This is a genomic window from Vibrio sp. Y10_XG_PY6, assembly GCF_024181795.1.
GTDB classification, from domain to species: domain Bacteria; phylum Pseudomonadota; class Gammaproteobacteria; order Enterobacterales; family Vibrionaceae; genus Vibrio; species Vibrio diabolicus.
In genome coordinates, this window is record NZ_JAMZAQ010000004.1 from 80,015 (window position 1) to 96,651 (window position 16,637).

At 39.7% G+C, this 16,637-nt stretch carries 15 protein-coding genes; 8 read left to right on the plus strand and 7 right to left on the minus strand.

Translation table 11 applies throughout. The features are described from left to right. Nucleotides 1-99 precede the first annotated feature (99 nt). Complete coding sequence (locus tag NL644_RS18895; RefSeq protein WP_114322579.1) at nucleotides 100-1,377, plus strand: hypothetical protein; 1,278 nt, start codon at nucleotides 100-102, stop codon at nucleotides 1,375-1,377. 38 nt (nucleotides 1,378-1,415) lie between these two features. Here the strand turns inward: NL644_RS18895 and NL644_RS18900 are convergent, their stop codons facing one another. Continuing rightward, the gene (locus NL644_RS18900; RefSeq protein WP_114322580.1) at nucleotides 1,416-2,090 is read right to left on the minus strand and encodes a site-specific DNA-methyltransferase; all 675 of its coding nucleotides are present in this window, start codon (nucleotides 2,088-2,090) and stop codon (nucleotides 1,416-1,418) included. A 665-nt stretch (nucleotides 2,091-2,755) separates the two neighbouring features. Then, nucleotides 2,756-3,130 carry an elongation factor Ts gene (locus tag NL644_RS18905; protein WP_114322581.1) on the minus strand — a complete coding sequence of 125 codons (375 nt, stop codon included), beginning with the start codon at nucleotides 3,128-3,130 and terminating at the stop codon, nucleotides 2,756-2,758. A 74-nt stretch (nucleotides 3,131-3,204) separates the two neighbouring features. Between NL644_RS18905 and NL644_RS18910 the strand changes: the two genes are divergently transcribed. After that, nucleotides 3,205-3,354 (plus strand): hypothetical protein, encoded by a 150-nt coding sequence (locus NL644_RS18910; protein WP_017790133.1) that lies wholly within the window; start codon nucleotides 3,205-3,207, stop codon nucleotides 3,352-3,354. A gap of 167 nt (nucleotides 3,355-3,521) precedes the next feature. Here the strand turns inward: NL644_RS18910 and NL644_RS18915 are convergent, their stop codons facing one another. Then, nucleotides 3,522-3,920 carry a hypothetical protein gene (locus tag NL644_RS18915; protein WP_025506819.1) on the minus strand — a complete coding sequence of 133 codons (399 nt, stop codon included), beginning with the start codon at nucleotides 3,918-3,920 and terminating at the stop codon, nucleotides 3,522-3,524. Between the two features lie 163 nt (nucleotides 3,921-4,083). On the opposite strand from NL644_RS18915, the gene NL644_RS18920 reads away from it, so the two are divergent. Genes NL644_RS18920 through NL644_RS18940 form a run of 5 tightly spaced genes read left to right on the plus strand, consistent with a single transcriptional unit; the run spans nucleotide 4,084 to nucleotide 10,832 of the window. Further along, the gene (locus NL644_RS18920; protein WP_114322582.1) at nucleotides 4,084-5,574 is read left to right on the plus strand and encodes an N-6 DNA methylase; all 1,491 of its coding nucleotides are present in this window, start codon (nucleotides 4,084-4,086) and stop codon (nucleotides 5,572-5,574) included. Next, nucleotides 5,574-7,199, plus strand: a complete 1,626-nt coding sequence (locus NL644_RS18925; RefSeq protein WP_253658708.1) for a restriction endonuclease subunit S — start codon at nucleotides 5,574-5,576, stop codon at nucleotides 7,197-7,199. Before NL644_RS18920 ends, NL644_RS18925 begins: the two co-directional genes overlap by 1 nt. A gap of 2 nt (nucleotides 7,200-7,201) precedes the next feature. Next, nucleotides 7,202-9,112 (plus strand): AAA family ATPase, encoded by a 1,911-nt coding sequence (locus NL644_RS18930; RefSeq protein WP_114322584.1) that lies wholly within the window; start codon nucleotides 7,202-7,204, stop codon nucleotides 9,110-9,112. A gap of 20 nt (nucleotides 9,113-9,132) precedes the next feature. Further along, nucleotides 9,133-10,134: a hypothetical protein gene (locus tag NL644_RS18935; RefSeq protein WP_114322585.1), complete on the plus strand. Its 1,002-nt coding sequence runs from the start codon at nucleotides 9,133-9,135 to the stop codon at nucleotides 10,132-10,134. Between the two features lie 11 nt (nucleotides 10,135-10,145). Continuing rightward, entirely contained in the window at nucleotides 10,146-10,832 is a 687-nt protein-coding gene (locus NL644_RS18940; protein ID WP_114322586.1) for a hypothetical protein, read from the plus strand. 111 nt (nucleotides 10,833-10,943) lie between these two features. Here NL644_RS18940 and NL644_RS18945 read toward each other — a convergent pair whose 3' ends face one another. Together NL644_RS18945 and NL644_RS18950 are read right to left on the minus strand one after the other, a co-directional pair. Further along, on the minus strand, nucleotides 10,944-11,891 hold the full coding sequence (locus NL644_RS18945; protein ID WP_098416155.1) for a hypothetical protein: 948 nt from the start codon (nucleotides 11,889-11,891) through the stop codon (nucleotides 10,944-10,946). 48 nt (nucleotides 11,892-11,939) lie between these two features. Then, a complete protein-coding gene (locus NL644_RS18950; RefSeq protein WP_114322587.1) occupies nucleotides 11,940-12,131 on the minus strand; it encodes a hypothetical protein in 192 nt (63 codons plus the stop codon). Nucleotides 12,132-12,919: 788 nt separating this feature from the next. Here NL644_RS18950 and NL644_RS18955 point away from each other — a divergent pair. Continuing rightward, nucleotides 12,920-15,019 carry an AAA family ATPase gene (locus NL644_RS18955; protein ID WP_021485392.1) on the plus strand — a complete coding sequence of 700 codons (2,100 nt, stop codon included), beginning with the start codon at nucleotides 12,920-12,922 and terminating at the stop codon, nucleotides 15,017-15,019. Between the two features lie 152 nt (nucleotides 15,020-15,171). On the opposite strand, the gene NL644_RS18960 is transcribed toward NL644_RS18955, so the two are convergent. Together NL644_RS18960 and NL644_RS18965 are read right to left on the minus strand one after the other, a co-directional pair. Beyond that, nucleotides 15,172-15,810 (minus strand): hypothetical protein, encoded by a 639-nt coding sequence (locus NL644_RS18960; protein WP_021485386.1) that lies wholly within the window; start codon nucleotides 15,808-15,810, stop codon nucleotides 15,172-15,174. After that, the gene (locus NL644_RS18965) at nucleotides 15,807-16,607 is read right to left on the minus strand and encodes a hypothetical protein (protein ID WP_182019074.1); all 801 of its coding nucleotides are present in this window, start codon (nucleotides 16,605-16,607) and stop codon (nucleotides 15,807-15,809) included. The genes NL644_RS18960 and NL644_RS18965 overlap by 4 nt, the downstream gene beginning before the upstream one ends. Between the last annotated feature and the right edge of the window lie 30 nt (nucleotides 16,608-16,637).

Below are 16,637 nucleotides of genomic sequence, written 5' to 3' on the forward strand. Positions count from 1 at the left end.
GTACGAAAGGCCATTTTGATAACGTTGATGGAGTATCGACATGCTGTACGCACACTAACTACATTGCTTGGCGAAAAGTGCCTGGAAGGAACAACATCTATGATAAACATATCTGACAGCATACAATTTGGTTTTGATGTTGCAACTAGTATAACAATCATCGCTACTGCCCTAACTTGGGTTTACACAAAGCGGCAGGAAGATAAAGATAATATAAAGCGCGATGTTGATGAGAAAGTACGCTCTAGCGCATTGATGACTATTAATGAAAGTATAAAGGAGTTGGAGCCATTTTATGTAGATTGCGCAACAGCAAGCACTTCTCTAAGAAAAAGTGTCGATAACATCATTGACAAGCCTATCTTCGAAATGAACTCAATTGAAATAGAATTGTTAATTAACACATTGAGTGAAATGGTAGATAAAGAGCAAAAATTACAATCTGCATACCAAGAGTTTCGAAAGAAAATGATATATCGATTGTACTTTATTCGGCCTGTTTTACTTTCAATGAGTGATTCACGTGAGATACTGATTTCCCTTGAGCAATCAGTAGACTCAAAAAACCTTGATGACTACACTAGCTGCATCCAGCCTCTAATTAAAATTGCAGAAATCGTAAAAGCTCACATCGATGAGAGCAAACATGTAAAGTTTGATACGAATAACGACATCAAGCTTAATGCCAAGCTAAGTTTTATGTTATCTGACGAGCAGAAGAGAATAGCATCAACTCAATACAAACATGATTTAGTTGAACACTTAAATGTTCTTTTTAATTACTGTAAAGAATCACTTTTATGTTTAAGCGCTGTTAGCGGGAAAATGTTAAGCAAAGACAGCCGAAATCTTGGTGAATGGAAGCAGCAAATTGATAGTCCTGATGGAGGACAATGGGCTGTTGAAGACTTTTCTGAGATGTTCCATAGTTTTTGGCAGACAAGTGAGAACTTACGACTTAACACTGTCCTCAAGACTTTCGCTTCAATGTTAACTTTGCGAAACGTCACACTAGTGTCTGTACCTGTAATTACTTACACATTATACGCCAGAGCTACTAAACAAAATGTGACCATTGAAGAGTATATAAGTGGTCTAAGCCCCTCAAATTTTACAAACCCTAGCGATTTATTCATCCACATAATTTTCCTACCTTTGCTGTATGCGATCATTTCTTTACTCCTCGTACGCACACTTGTATTACGCCGTAAAAAATTGAAAATTATAAAATGGTTATCTAAAAGAAGTGACTCTGAAGTTATAGCTATCAATAAGAGTTTCAGTAGTAGCCATCTGTGCAATCAGCCTTCTTTCAAAAAAATATACAAAGATATATTCAAGAAGATTGGTAAAAGAAACTTTTATGACACTTATTAACACAGATAGAGCACACCAAAATACAACCTTTCAATGGCTTAGCTTAGCGATCTCTTATGAAACTTCATACGCTGACGAATATGTTCATGGGCAGACGAGGAAATATCGTTTCCTTTGCACTGACGATTCAAGTTCTTAGCTGCAACCAAGGTCGAGCCAGAGCCAAAAAACGGATCAACAACTAGCTCGCCTTCTCTGCTACTTTGAGCGACCAGAACTTCCAAGAGACTTACTGGCTTTTCAGTTGGATACCCTCTATAGACCCGTTTATGAGTCAGTATGTCAGGTATGCTCAAATCATTAAGCTTTCTCTTGCCCTTTTCAAAAAACAGTATGTATTCGTGTCGAGCACGGTAATGGTAACCCATACCAATACTAACCTTATCCCAAATAATTGGTTTCCAGAATCTAAAACCGACTTTTTCCGCAATCGGTTTAATGACGAACATCGTTTCTTGATCGCAGAAAAGATAGAAATGCGCATTCTTCTTGAGCACACGATAAACTTCGCGCAGTAGCTCTTCAAATCTTGCATTTGGGAATATCTCAAACCATTGATTGCTTGAGGACTTACTGACTTTAAGTCTTGTTGTCGTACCGATCTTTCGGTGTTTCTCTAGAGATTCATAAGGAGGATCTGTTATTAGCAAATCAACGCTCGCAGAATCGAGCATTGATAGCCAGTTTACTGCATCATCTTGGGATAAATTCATTCGATTCCTAAACAAGACTACTGCACGTTTTTCCATTCATATATGTATGAGATAGCTCACCTTTATTTAGGCGGCGACAATCGATACAGTAGCTCTGGTAGCCTTCGGGGTTCCTAGCCGTCACTCTAGCAGGAGTTTTGCCAAAGGACGATGGATAGGGATGAAAAACATGCTCTCCTCCATTTGCATCAGAACAATGGGGGCAGGACTTAAATTTTTGGCCCGTGTGGGGATCTCTCTTGTGTATCATTCCTACGTTCAAACGTTTGTTACAACAACTGCAAGTCATGCAAAGCACCTCTTTAAGTATCATAGACGCTTTATGATACGGGATGCTTATAAATCAAACAGTGAGGAAAGCAACAAAGTTCGTTTTAGCTGCATAGCAAGGTAACTTTCTAGTCCTTACAAATTAGCATCCGCTTGGTTTCCTCGATAGAGATAAGACCCCAGCCTAAATTCTCATTAATTACGATCAATTTTGTATCAGGCAAAACGCTCATTGCTTCATCTATAGCCAACTTTAATGAGTCGAAATCAAGGCTCATAGCTCTAAGATCCGTTCTCTCTTTTCCCACAACATCGTACCAATGCCCCTTGTACACAGCGTCTCCCTAATATTCCCCACCTAAAACAATTTCATAACTTGAACATTATTTAACATATTAAACATCTATGCATTCATTTTCATTATCTAGTGTGTTGGAGATCTCGGAAAGCCCATCTATAAGGCATTGATTTAAACATGTGTGTCCTACGTATTTAGGCACAACAACTCCCAATCCCAAAGCAATAAACTCTGGGTGTTCTGATACGATTTTTACGTACTGTTGTAGCCTATCTTCTGGTGTAGAAGGACGTTGAAGTTGCTTTTTTAACGTCTGTTGAAATTTGCTCACAGCCTCGGGATCTACATCATGAAGCTCCTCATAATCAGAGCAATAAAGCTCTTCATATAATACATCGGCCAGTTGCTTATGGCTCCAGCCTAACGCATCCAACATAGTTCGAATTTGCTTTTGTTTTTGGGTTGTCCCCATTTGTCCCTACCCTACTAGTTACTATGCAATGGTCTCAGCGGAGACAATCATTCATAAACGAAAAGGAAAATATTATGTCTAAAAACAAAGCACCAATGACCCCTGAAGCCGCTGCTCGTATTCAAGCGAATCAAGCAAAACAAAATGGCGGACAAGTCTCTAAAGATTCATTCGCGGCTCGCGCTCAACGCGCTGCTGCCAACAACCAAAAACAAGGTAAATAGGAGTAACCATCATGGCAAAACCAAGTTCTGCACCAAAAACTGCGCCGAAAGGTAATCCAAACTACCCAAGCACAACTGGCAAGCCTTCAGGCAAAGGTCGTGGCAACACACCTAAACGCTAAGCACATTAGATATAAATGAGGCAGTCTAGCTGCCTCATTTTTCTATTATGAACAACTTCTAGCATTCAGCTTGAAGTTACTCAAAAACAAGTTTTGATCAGATTTGTAATCGGAATACGGCACAGACTTTTCCGTTTGTGAAAGAGCGCATAAACACGTTTCTCGCTTACTCTCATACCAACTCACCGACACCATATTTTTTGACGAGTTTATGCAGGTATCAACGATGGCATACTCTACTTCTAATGGGTAACGCTCTTCATCAAAAGCACCATTCACCTTATAACCACCAACCACGCCCACGACCAATGCCGTACTGGCAGACACCAGTTTCCGTTTACTAAATTTAAAGCCTTTGAAGCTTTTTTCGCACTTCTCACACGAGATATGCTCTGCATATTCAATAACATTGTCAGTGTGACAATGGGGACACTCAACCTTCATTTTCTAGACAACCTGGTTATATTTTTTATTGTTTCATTTATATCACTGATTCATTATTAAACCACAATCACAAACATAGTTTCATAGCGATAAGTTCATTTTCTTCGATCCAATTCTGCTATAATCCACCCCAATATTTTCAGTCAGTTAGTAGTAGAACTCCATGTCAATCAGTTCAGTTATCAAGTCTATTCAAGACATCATGCGTAAAGATGCGGGTGTTGATGGTGACGCGCAGCGTCTAGGCCAAATGTCGTGGCTTTTATTCCTTAAAGTGTTTGATGCTCAAGAGGAAGAGCTAGAGTTCGAGTTAGATGATTACCGCGAACCCATCCCAGCGAAATACCTATGGCGTAACTGGGCGGCAGATAACCAAGGCATTACGGGTGATGAGCTGCTGGAATTCATCAATGATGACCTATTCCCTACGCTAAAAAACCTAACCGCACCGAAAGACACAAACCCACGCGGTTTCGTGGTGAAAGAAGCCTTTAGTGATGCTTTCAACTACATGAAAAATGGCACACTACTGCGCCAGGTGATTAACAAGCTCAACGAAATCGACTTTACTGACTCTAAAGAACGTCACCTGTTTGGTGATATCTATGAACAAATCCTACGCGACCTACAAAGCGCAGGTAATGCAGGTGAGTTCTATACCCCTCGTGCAGTGACTCGTTTTATCGTCAACAGACTGGATCCAAAGCTAGGTGAACAAATTATGGATCCCGCTTGCGGCACGGGCGGTTTCTTGGCTTGCTCATTCGATCACGTCAAAGAGAACTACGTGACCAGCGCAGCCGACCACCAAACACTGCAAAAGCAAATCCATGGTGTAGAGAAGAAACAACTGCCACATTTGCTGTGTATCACCAATATGATGCTCCACGGCATCGAAGTCCCTGTGCAGATTAAGCATGGAAACACGCTTAACAAACCGCTTTCAAGTTGGGATAGCAATATCAATGTGATTGCGACTAACCCACCGTTTGGTGGCACAGAAGAAGACGGGATTGAAAAGAACTTCCCTGCCGAAATGCAAACCCGCGAAACCGCCGATTTGTTCTTACAGCTTATTGTCGAAGTATTGGATAAAGATGGTCGCGCTGGTGTGGTATTGCCTGATGGCACCTTGTTCGGTGAAGGCGTAAAAACCAAAATCAAAAAGATGCTGACGGAAGAGTGTAACCTGCACACGATTGTTCGCTTACCTAATGGCGTGTTCAACCCATACACAGGTATTAAGACCAACATTCTGTTCTTTACCAAAGGCCAACCGACCAAAGAAGTGTGGTTCTATGAGCACCCTTACCCAGAAGGCGTGAAGAACTACAGCAAAACCAAACCAATGAAGTTTGAAGAGTTCCAGCAGGAGATCGATTGGTGGGGTAACGAGGCCGATGGATTCGCTAGCCGTATCGAGACCAAGCAAGCTTGGAAAGAATCGATTGAAGATATTATCGAGCGCAACTTTAACCTTGATATTAAAAACCCGTATCAGGACGAAGTCGTCAGCCATGATCCTGAAGAGTTACTGGCGAACTATCAGCAGCAACAACAAGACATTAAAGCACTGCGTGACCAACTGAAAGGCATTCTCGGTGATGCGCTTAGCTCTACCATTCAAGGTAAAAAGCAAGGTGGAGAGCAATAATGGCAGTCGAAAACCTAATCACCGAGCATATTGATATTTGGACTTCGGCAGTAAAGACCAAATCGACCTCTGGTCGAGGTAGCAGCAAAAAGCTAGAACTTTATGGTGTTAAAAAGCTGCGTGAGCTAATTCTGGAGTTGGCTGTTCGAGGCAAGCTTGTGCCTCAAGATCCTAATGATGAGCCTGCTACAGTGTTGCTTGAGCGTATTGCGCAAGAAAAGGCTCAATTGATAAAAGACAAGAAGATCAAAAAAACAAAGCCTCTATCAAGCGTTAAAGAGCAGGAAAAGACATTTGATATACCAAGAGGTTGGTCGTGGACTCAAATCGGCTTAATAACAACATTTGTTAATGGCTTTGCTTTCAAGAGTTCGAGCTTCCAAGACTCTGGAGTAGGTATAGTAAAAATTGGTGATATTTCATTTGCTGGTGAGCTTACACCCAACACAATGTCTCGAGTTGATACTAGTGTAATCAAGGATCTTGACCCATCACTTCGAGTTAATCGAGGCGACATGGTTATTGCAATGTCAGGGGCAACTACTGGTAAAGTAGGTTTCAACACAACAAATGAAGTATTCTACTTAAATCAGAGGGTTGGAAAGTTCATCCCGCATCAAATTGATTTGGATTATCTGTTTTTTCCATTAACTACAAAAATTGCAGAAAATCTAGAAAAATCACTGGGTAGTGCAATTCCAAATTTAAGTACAGGACAGATCAATGACATCGTAATTGCTCTGCCTCCACTTCAAGAGCAACACCGCATCGTTGCCAAAGTCGATGAGCTAATGACACTCTGCGACCAGCTTGAGCAACAAACCGAAGCCAGTATCGAAGCGCATCAAGTGCTGGTAACGACTCTGTTGAACACACTCACCAACTCCGCCGATGCTGACGAGTTAATGCAAAACTGGGCGCGAATCAGTGAGCATTTCGATACCTTATTCACCACCGAAGAGAGTATCGACCAGCTCAAGCAGGCTATCCTACAACTGGCGGTGATGGGTAAACTCGTATCCTTTGGCAACTCTCGAAAGACAATGCTTAAGGAGCTTCTTAGTTTTGGGCCAAGAAATGGTTTATCTCCAAAAGAAGCACCAAGTAGGACTGAACTCAAGGTTCTTAAACTTGGTGCGACATCGTATGGTTCTCTCGATCTAGAACAATCTAAGTATATTGATGTCGATATTAAGGACAAGCCTTACCTATGCCTCACTCGTGGAGATATACTAATTCAACGAGGAAACTCTGCGAACTTTGTAGGCTCTAATGTCTTAATACAAGAAGACTATCATAACTATATTTATCCCGATCTAATGATGAAGCTACGCGTTAATCAGCTAATTTCCCCAGAATTTCTTTCTCTAGTTCTATCAGCTAATGCATCCAGAGAGCACATGTGGAAACAAATGACGGGGACTTCTGGAACCATGCCTAAAATAAGCAAGAAGGTTGTAGAGGGTTTACCTGTTACCTTTCCAACAAACAAAAACATTCAAGTTGAGGTCGTCAGTCAAACGAATAAGCTTATTGCACTCTGTGATAAGCTGAGAACTCGTTTGACTGGCTGCTCCGAAACCAAGGCAACTCTATGTGACGTCATGACACAACAGGCTTACTAACGATGCGTTTAAAATCTATTTTTATCAGTGAATATAAAAACATTAAGAACCTAAACTTGGACTTTGAAAATCCTAGTTTTCTGGAATTATTTGTGGGGAAAAATGGCTCTGGAAAATCTAACTTTTTCGAAGCATTACTTGAGATATTTAGGCATGTTTATGAAAGTAAGATTAAGAACTCACGTGAACCATTTGCTCCAGGTTTTTCGTATCAGATCACATACTCTATTAACTCAGCAGAGGTAGTTTGGAGCTACGATGGCGCTGTCCTTTCCAGCAACTTAGATGAGGTGAATAGTACTTTCTTTCCAGACAATGTCCTCATCTATTACTCTGGTCAAAATTTCAACATCTCTGCTTTGTTAGACAAATATGAAAAGAATCATCGTAGAAACATTGATCAAGCAGAAATAGATGACAGCCGCGTTTTCATTGGTATGGGCTCGGAGTACAAACAACTGTTACTTTCTATCATCACCTTCCTACCCGAAGATAACCAAGCAAGGCAGCTTGTTTACGAAAAACTTGGTTTAAAAAACGAACAAGCATCTATCAAAATAAAATTAAAAAGGCCAAGAAAGACATATGCAAGAGACGTCTCAATTGAAGAGTTTGATCAACGAACGCATTTTTGGGGCCTTAAAGCACTACCAAGAGAGTTTGTTGATCGCCTCTTGAATTGCATTCGCGGTGAGTTTCAGCACAGAGACATCTACAATAATGCAGAGCAATGCTATGAACTTAACATTGATATCGAATTGTTTAGACAAGAATTCAAAGAATTAGATCCTGCAAGTTTGTTTGGCCTCTTTGACAATCTTAAAACCTTAGAAATGCTTTATGATATTCATGCGGAGTTAACACTTTTGGATTCAACTAAGGTAGGGCTGGACTTCTTCAGTGATGGACAATTTCAATCAGTATACATTTACTCTCTAACCGAACTCTTCAAATCAAGAAACTGTTTAACACTTCTAGATGAGCCAGATTCTTTTTTACATCCAGATTGGCAATTTAACTTTCTTACACAAATAGACAGTATTTCCAATTCAGCAGAAGCTACCAATCAAGTACTAATGGCTACCCATAGTGCTGCGACTTTGATGACCACAGCTACGCAAACTCTTAACAGCATCCAACGCTCTGAAAATGGAGACTCTCAGATTGTCAGTATACATAAGAGTGACGCCATCAAGTCTCTATCAGGCAATAAAATAACCCTTGCCGAAAATGAGACAGTAATGAGCATTTCTACTTATCTAAGAAACTCTGATCAACCCGTGCTCTTTACTGAAGGTATCTCTGACGAATACATATTGGATATAGCATGGAAAAAGCTATTTAATGAAGAGCCTCGCCCATTCTGTATCCACAACGCATTTGACCGTAATTTCCTAAGAAACTTAATGTCTAGAGATGAACTAAGACAAAATCATCCTGAACGTAAGTTTTTTGCCTTATTCGACTTTGATGAGGCATTCGATGATTGGAATGGTCTATCAAGCAGGAATAAGGGACTAGACATCGAAACAAACGCCTTCAAAGGTTTAGCTAGGCAGCTAAAAAGAAGCAACTCACCTGTTAACCAATATGTGATGCTCTTACCCGTTCCCGACATTGCTGCTATCAAGAAACAGGCTTTAAAAGCTGACAATACTCCATGGGGAAGAGGGTCAGATTCACATATAGCCATAGAGATCTTGTTCTATAAAGAAGAACTGTTGGGGACTTACTTTCAAAAAGAACCTACCTCTTGTGGGGGAGAACGAATCGTGTTCTCTGGTGACAAAGTTCATTTTGCTAAAGACTATGTGCCATCATTATCCCAAGAGGAGTTCGAAATATTCAGACCAATGTTTAATTTGGTTTCTCGCTTGATCAATGACGAAGAGGCTTCTACGAATGCAGCATAGAGAGTGGATAAGGGATTCTTTTGAGTTTATATAACATCGCTGATAAAAACCTCACTGCACTGACACCGACCACCTTTGCAGCCGAAGGGCTGCAAGAGCGGCACGATTTACAAGAAGCGCTGAAAGGCTGTATTGATGCCATCGCACCAGATTGTCTGGTGATATCAGAAGAGTTTTCAGACTGGGAAGACAGCCGTCGCCGTATCGACCTGTTAGCCATCGACAAGAATGCCAACTTAGTCGTTATCGAGCTTAAACGTGATGAAGTCGGTGCGCATATGGAGCTGCAAGCGCTACGCTATGCCGCAATGATCTCTACCATGACGTTCGACAAAGCGTGTGACTACTATGCCCAATACTTGAAGAAAGAAGGTCAAGAAATTGATGCCCGCGAAGCCATTCTAGAGTTTGTCGATCTTGATGAAAACAGCTTAGATGACTTTGGTAACGATGTTCGAATCGTTTTAGCCTCAGCAGACTTCGGTAAAGAACTCACAACTTCTGTCTTATGGCTGCGTGATAAAGGCATCGATATCAGTTGTGTGCGCCTCACGCCCTATCGCTACAAAGAAGATGTACTGATCAATGCCGAACAGATCATCCCTGTACCCGAGGTAGAAGAGTACCAGGTGAAGTTCCGCGAGAAGCGTGCTGAACAGCGCACAAGCGTTCAAAAAGGCGAAAAAGATTACTCGGAGTACCGCTATAACGGTCATACCTATAAAAAGCGTCACCTCGCACTAGCGTTAGTCACGGACTGGATCGAGAAGCATCAGCCACAAAGTTTAAATGAGGTACTCAACGCATTTAACGAGCCAGTAAGACGACGTATAGCCATCCTAGCGGATGATATCCCTCAAGGTAGAATTCGCCGCTTCCACAGCGATGAAGACATGTTGATTACGTTACCTAACGATGAAGTGATAGCCATCACCAACCAGTGGAGCCTAAGCAATATCACTCGATTGATTCACTTTGCAGAGCAAAGTGGCATGGTTATAGAAAAAGTTAGTAATATCTGATGGAGAGACCAATGGGCTTTACCAGACTCAAGGAAATCATTAGCAAAAACAAAATAGTAATCTCTATCGCTGCGCTATTAACTGCCACCTCTTATGTTTATGAAGCAAAAGATACGGGGATGCGGTTTGTGCAAGATATAAAACAGATTATTGGGTATGAGCAGCCGACCCTCGTAACGGTACAAGGTGACGGTGCTGTGGAAAAGCGCTTAAAATTAGCCAAGTTGGAAGCATCTAACTACAGTATTCCAAGTAGTTCCGCCGCTGTGATTAAGTTTCTTTCATTGCCATGGCTGAACAGTCCCCAGTCGCACATTGCTAAAACTGAGCACGACTATACATTTGCGATCGTGACAACCGTTTCTCCAATATCTTCGACATCAAGTGAACACGTTTTTGATGGGGGAGATTGCCGCCTAGGTGTCAGAGCATCGAATATCGAGAAAGATAAAATGATAGCCACTTTTGATATAGTAAGCCTATCTTGCACTGATAACGCTGGGTATGCTTATAGTATTGAGCCAGACTACCCTATAGGCTATATATCAGCTCTAAGTACCCCAGGTATCAACAAAGTTAAAATCGTGGACAATGATAGTTATTTAACAATAGATCCTGAGAAAAACTATTATGCGCAACTTTATCACCCTCTAGAAAAAATTGATAAACTGGGAGTTTCTTTCGTCGGCAGATTTTAAACTTCCACTAGTAGTGTCCGCGTCGATGTAAAAATATCCCACCTGATGCAAACTATCCGTTCATTACATGAAGGAAACAGACGGTAAGTAATTGGCTTTATAGCAGGCCACTCAATCTTCCTTTGACCTGAATAGCTCATACTGGTCTAAGTTGTGAATGTGTGCATGTACTATTTCGCGGTACGGTAGCGAGACCAAGTATGGGACAAATTCATCCAAGTCATCTACTTCTGATGAATCTAAGCTGAGGCTTGGATATTGTTGAAAGAGTTCGTCTATCTCAGCTTCAGTATACTTCCCCTCGTGAAGAAGCATATTTTTAAATTCAATGTTCTCCTTTACTCTTAACTCTTGTACAACATCTATGTATCGAGTCACTACTTCAAGTTTATTTTTATCTTTGCTCCTATAGCCGCTTACTAAAGGAATGACCAATAAATCGTTAATTGTTGCTCCTCCCGTTATCTCATACGGATAGCCGATGTAAACTTTACTATCGGACATGGTAAAAAGTATAGGAAGTGATAATTCACTAGCTTTATCTATTAGCCTTGAAAACTCTGGGCTTTCTACATCGGACAGGAACTCTTTTCTCAGCTCATCATCTTTTTGAATCTTAATTTTGCTCTTGAGTTCTGATAAGCGGTGATTTAATGAACTTGCCCACTTGAAAGCGATTAGTTTATTTTTAAAACTATTGTAACATCCGAAACTTGCGAGGAGGATATGTACCTTCGGTAAAGAGAAACCAAGGATTAAGGTGATCAAACTAATATTGAACAGCGCTACGTCTGCACTCTTAGGGGTAATAAGCAAAGCCTTTGATAAGGCCCAATAGCCTAAATCATGCTCAACTCCCATAATACGACCGCAATACTGGATGATAATATGGATAACAGAAGCGAATACAAATAAGAGCAAACCAAAGGCTGTTGACTCGAAAAAAGTATGATAACCAATAGTTCGTTTTAATTTGAAATGGTACTTAGATAGGCCATTAAGAAAGAAATATCCTGATATTCCGAGTATCAATAAAAACAATACAGTTGGCTTAATCATCCCTACTCTCTAATTAGAAATGCCACACCTAATGGTATGGCATTTAACTCAAGCCTCTAAAGGTACATTTTTGGATGCAGCGATCTGTGCCTTAACAACTTGATTGCGCTTGACAGAAGCTGTATCTAGACGAAGAACATCACCATCAACCAGCTCATACTTAATACCTTTAGTTGTCCTTTTACGCGCTTGAAACTCTTCATAACGTTCTTTAAGAACATCTTGTTTAGTCTTGGCCATAATTTCTCCAGTGCATCAAAATCAAAAGGCTAGCATGATACAAGTAAGTTAATAATTGTACATTTATCCGACAATGTCGACATTTTCTTGCAAACAGTGTTTCTCATTGTGTCAATTCGAGACATTGCTTCTTCTGTAGTAACCAGATCGAGGGAACCCAAGACTCTATACCCAAACACAAGTCCTATTAGGCTTCTTTATGAAGTGTATGTTTGAAAAGGGGCTGATTTGCATGTTGAGTTTCAAATACCTAGCAGCGAGAAGCAAGCGAACTTATGCATTTATTACAGATGATTACATTAAGCTACAAGCTTAACCGACTACTTAGCCGACTATAAACGCCCAAAACGACAAAGGCCTGACAACTTAATAAGCTGTCAGGCCTTATAGAATATGGCACGCCCTATTGGATTCGAACCAATGACCACATCCTTAGAAGATAAAAGGTCTGTATGTGGGCTAGTGTCAAACTAGGTACTACGAGCACAGTCGCTTGTGCAAGATCATATTACTCTGTGCCAATCCAGTCAAACCAAACCTATAAATGTGCATCAACCGTTTTGAACCAGAGAGACTAGTGTTACTAAAATTGCTAGTTCTATAACTACGTGGAAGCTTAAGCATAATTTGCGTTATACCACTTTTTTAAGTAGCAAGCGGATTACTAGCTTGAAATTATGTAATACATTGACTAATGGTTATCTTTAGGTCACTCAAGGTGCAACCAATCTCATACCTTGTAAGTTGAAAGTGTAGCACTCCATATTTGAACTTAAGGAAATAATCTGATGCAAATTGACATTGCTAATTGCAACAACATTGATAGAGCTCGCTTAAACATAGAGAAAGGTAAATTAAATATAAAGTTTGCCCCTAATGGGACAGGCAAGAGCACAATAGCTAAAGCACTAATCTATCATACTGACGATGAAAAATTGGCAGACTTAGTGCCATTCAAACTAAGAAGTGAAAACCCAGAAAATTTAAAACCTGAAGTCCACATCACCCCTGAGCTTAATTCTGTGTTGTGTTTTAATGAAGCTTATGTAAGTCAATTTACATTTCAATCCGACGAGCTTCTAAGTAATAGTTTTGATATCTTTATTCGAACTGACGCATATATAGAAACGGAAAAAGAAATTGAAGCAATAGTTCAAGATATCAAGAACATGTTTGCCGATAATATTGAATTAGAGACTTTAATTACCAACTTAAAAGAGTTAGGGGCAACTTTCAAGCTTACGAAGACAGGCATATCAAAATCTTCAACAGGGATGAAAGGATTATCAGCAGGAAATAAAATTGAACACATTCCCAACGGGCTAGAGGTTTACCAACCGTTTATCCGAAGTCCAAACAATGTTAGTTGGATAGATTGGCAGACAAAGGGACAGAAGGAATTTTCTGAACTTTCAGACAGTTGCCCGTTTTGTTCATCTGATACGCAAGACAAAAAAGAGCAAATTCAAAAAGTTGGCCAAGAGTATGACAAAACAGTAATAAAAAACCTAGTCGGTATCATATCTATCATAGATAAACTGGGAGATTACCTGTCTGAAGATACTAAACAGAAGTTAACAACAATCACCTCTTTACCAGAAGGACTAGAAAAAGAACACGAACAGTTTCTAAGTGAAATAAAGACACAGATCGATACACTTATTGAAAAACTTGAACTGCTTAAGACACTCAATGGCTTTGACTTTAAACAAGGTGAAAAAGTTAATGAAAAGCTAGATAAATTCAAACTAGACCTGCAATTTTTCTCTATCATCGATTCAGAGAAAACCCAAGCAGCAATTATGTCTATCAACAAGTCCATTGATGAAGTAAGCAAGCAAGCCGGAATACTGCAAGGTAAAATAAATATTCAACGCTCAGGTATGCAAAAACTGATCGCCAAGCACCAAACAGACATCAATAATTTTTTATCATATGCTGGCTATAAGTATGCTGTTGAAATTTCGGGCGAAGATGATAAATCACGATTAAAATTAAGGCATGTTGACCATGATGAGTTCGTAAGTGGGGGAAATCAGCACCTAAGTTTTGGCGAGAGAAACGCTTTCGCAATAGTGTTGTTTATGTACGAGTGCTTAGCCAAAAAACCAGATTTGATTGTTCTAGACGATCCCATATCATCATTCGACAAGAACAAAAAATATGCAATTTTAGAAATGTTGTTCCATAGAAAAACGCAAGATTGTTTGCAAGGTGATACTGTTTTAATGCTAACACACGATGTTGAACCAATAATCGATACAGTTAAAGCGGTATCAGAACAGTTTAACAATAAAGTAAGAGCTTACTACCTTAAGTATTCTAATGGTGAGTTACTTGAACAGGAAATATCCAAGAACGATATCAAAACATTTTCTCAAATTTGTAATAATACTATTAAAAAAGACCGAGACATCATTTTAAAACTTATATACCTAAGAAGGAATTATGAGATTTTGGATGACAAAGAGGATGCATATCAAGTTCTATCGAACTTATTTCACTTAAGAGATACCCCTATAGACAAACGAGAACCAGAAGGTGAAGATGGATATCCTGATATGAACCCAATAAAATTTGATCGCGGATGTTCTCATATTACAGATAAAATAACTGATTTTGATTACGACTTAATTTTAAATCGCCTAAAAAATCAAACTGCTCTAAAAGAGCTTTACGAAAGCTGCCAGAATGGATATGAAAAGCTTCAGGTTTTTAGATTATTTGGTATAGACGTCAAAAACTCCGTAATACAGAAATTCATCAACGAAACATATCATATTGAAAATGAATACATATGCCAACTTGACCCATCAGAGTTTGATCTTATACCTGAATATGTAACACTAGAATGTGACGACTTCTTAAATAATGTTATATCGTCATAACTACTAATTAAAGAGTTAACATAATAATTATTGTTCGCTTTTAAAATACACAATGCCCAATAACGATTTAATGGGCATTGTTAAATGCTCTTACGATTCGTTGTACCATACTACTAATAAGACCAAATAATTTATAAGTGGGTAAAGCTCAACTAAATATCCTGAGCCTCCAAGCAAAGTCGTTGTAAGGTCTCATAATTCATCATGTTTTCTAAATGGGTTAGCTGAGCAAGCTTACCATAGGCGCACTGTTGTTTTAGCAATTTCTTGTATGTCAAAAGCAACCTTTCTAATTCCTTGCATCTTAGATGTAGACGATAGCAATAGGCGTCTTCTGGAGTTGAGAAGTAAATGATGGTTTGCTTGCTACGCCCAATAGTTTTAATGCGGTATGGTTTTTGTTTAGCTGTGTGATCAATACATACCCCTTGTGGCAACCCAAACTCTTTTGCTTTGTCCCTACTTTTCTTGGGCTGACAGTTGCTTAAAAAGGTGTTGATAGCTGGAGGTAAAAACACGCATGTTTGAGGTGAGTAAACCAAGCCATCAATGGCAAGTAAATCCTTATCCATGACTAGTTGCTCGATGTCATAACCTACCGATGCTAATTGCTTCTCCTTAAAATTATACCATTGGTTGAATCGACTGAAAGCTAACCATTCATTGCAAACTAAAGCACCATTATTCTTCTTATAGCAACGCTCAAGCATTTTTGTCCATCTGCGATAAGAGGGCAGCTTGTAGCCGCCCTTCACATCATTTAGACCCACGCCATAAACTAACTTACTCATAGCTCAACCTCACTAACAGGAACGTTGATAGCACGGTTATTGAAGCCTTCAAGTACGCTCTGAAGAGGGCTTGAAAAATCACCCGAGTAGGTATTAACGTCAAAGCCCGTTGTCATACCCTCACGGCGAACATCATCCCCACGAACCATTTCAAAATGAGTTAGTTTCGGTTTCTTTTTGTCTTGAACACGGCGCAATGCTTCCTCTTGAAGCTCAGCCTTAACCGATTCATCCCGTTCGTTCATAAGTTGCACCATAAGCTCCAACTCATCTAATTTATGGTATTGCGCTTTTCGTTCTTTACGTGCAATAAGGATTTTCTGAACTAATTGGATGTTTTTGTCACGACAGAAATATTGAGCCTTATCTTTATACTCTTTGATATCTGATAAAAACGACTCTAAGTGTGATTTACTGGCCTCGATTACTTCTAAAATATACGATAAATAACTGTCTGAGTTATCATTTACCTCAACACCGAAAGCCACCTCTCCCTCTAAATTCGACCACCAACTAGATACATAGGCGAGATTCTGAGTATCTGTTTCAAAAGTAGAGTATTCAGGGTGCATTGTTAAACGACCAGCAGGGTTATAGTAAAAGTCTTCAAACGTGTATGCAGGTACTAAATCAATACGCTCTAATTCCATTGCTTGTGCCTCTGTTACATCAGGCAGTTCCTTTGTATTAACGAGCTCCTTTGCATCGTCATAACGACCTTGCTTTATTGCTTCAATAAGAAATGTTAGCTCTTTAGCTGTCATCTTTTTAATAACTTCATTGTTTGCTTTTTTCATTGTTGTAACTCCTCATATTCGGGTACACCT

Excerpts from the sequence above, each read along its gene's own strand:
- NL644_RS18895 (WP_114322579.1), top strand. The coding sequence starts at position 100 with ATGATAAACATATCTGACAGCATACAATTTGGTTTTGATGTTGCAACT.
- NL644_RS18900 (WP_114322580.1), bottom strand. The coding sequence starts at position 2,090 with ATGAATTTATCCCAAGATGATGCAGTAAACTGGCTATCAATGCTCGAT.
- NL644_RS18905 (WP_114322581.1), bottom strand. The coding sequence starts at position 3,130 with ATGGGGACAACCCAAAAACAAAAGCAAATTCGAACTATGTTGGATGCG.
- NL644_RS18910 (WP_017790133.1), top strand. The coding sequence starts at position 3,205 with ATGTCTAAAAACAAAGCACCAATGACCCCTGAAGCCGCTGCTCGTATT.
- NL644_RS18915 (WP_025506819.1), bottom strand. The coding sequence starts at position 3,920 with ATGAAGGTTGAGTGTCCCCATTGTCACACTGACAATGTTATTGAATAT.
- NL644_RS18920 (WP_114322582.1), top strand. The coding sequence starts at position 4,084 with ATGTCAATCAGTTCAGTTATCAAGTCTATTCAAGACATCATGCGTAAA.
- NL644_RS18925 (WP_253658708.1), top strand. The coding sequence starts at position 5,574 with ATGGCAGTCGAAAACCTAATCACCGAGCATATTGATATTTGGACTTCG.
- NL644_RS18930 (WP_114322584.1), top strand. The coding sequence starts at position 7,202 with ATGCGTTTAAAATCTATTTTTATCAGTGAATATAAAAACATTAAGAAC.
- NL644_RS18940 (WP_114322586.1), top strand. The coding sequence starts at position 10,146 with ATGGGCTTTACCAGACTCAAGGAAATCATTAGCAAAAACAAAATAGTA.
- NL644_RS18945 (WP_098416155.1), bottom strand. The coding sequence starts at position 11,891 with ATGATTAAGCCAACTGTATTGTTTTTATTGATACTCGGAATATCAGGA.
- NL644_RS18950 (WP_114322587.1), bottom strand. The coding sequence starts at position 12,131 with ATGGCCAAGACTAAACAAGATGTTCTTAAAGAACGTTATGAAGAGTTT.
- NL644_RS18955 (WP_021485392.1), top strand. The coding sequence starts at position 12,920 with ATGCAAATTGACATTGCTAATTGCAACAACATTGATAGAGCTCGCTTA.
- NL644_RS18960 (WP_021485386.1), bottom strand. The coding sequence starts at position 15,810 with ATGAGTAAGTTAGTTTATGGCGTGGGTCTAAATGATGTGAAGGGCGGC.
- NL644_RS18965 (WP_182019074.1), bottom strand. The coding sequence starts at position 16,607 with ATGAAAAAAGCAAACAATGAAGTTATTAAAAAGATGACAGCTAAAGAG.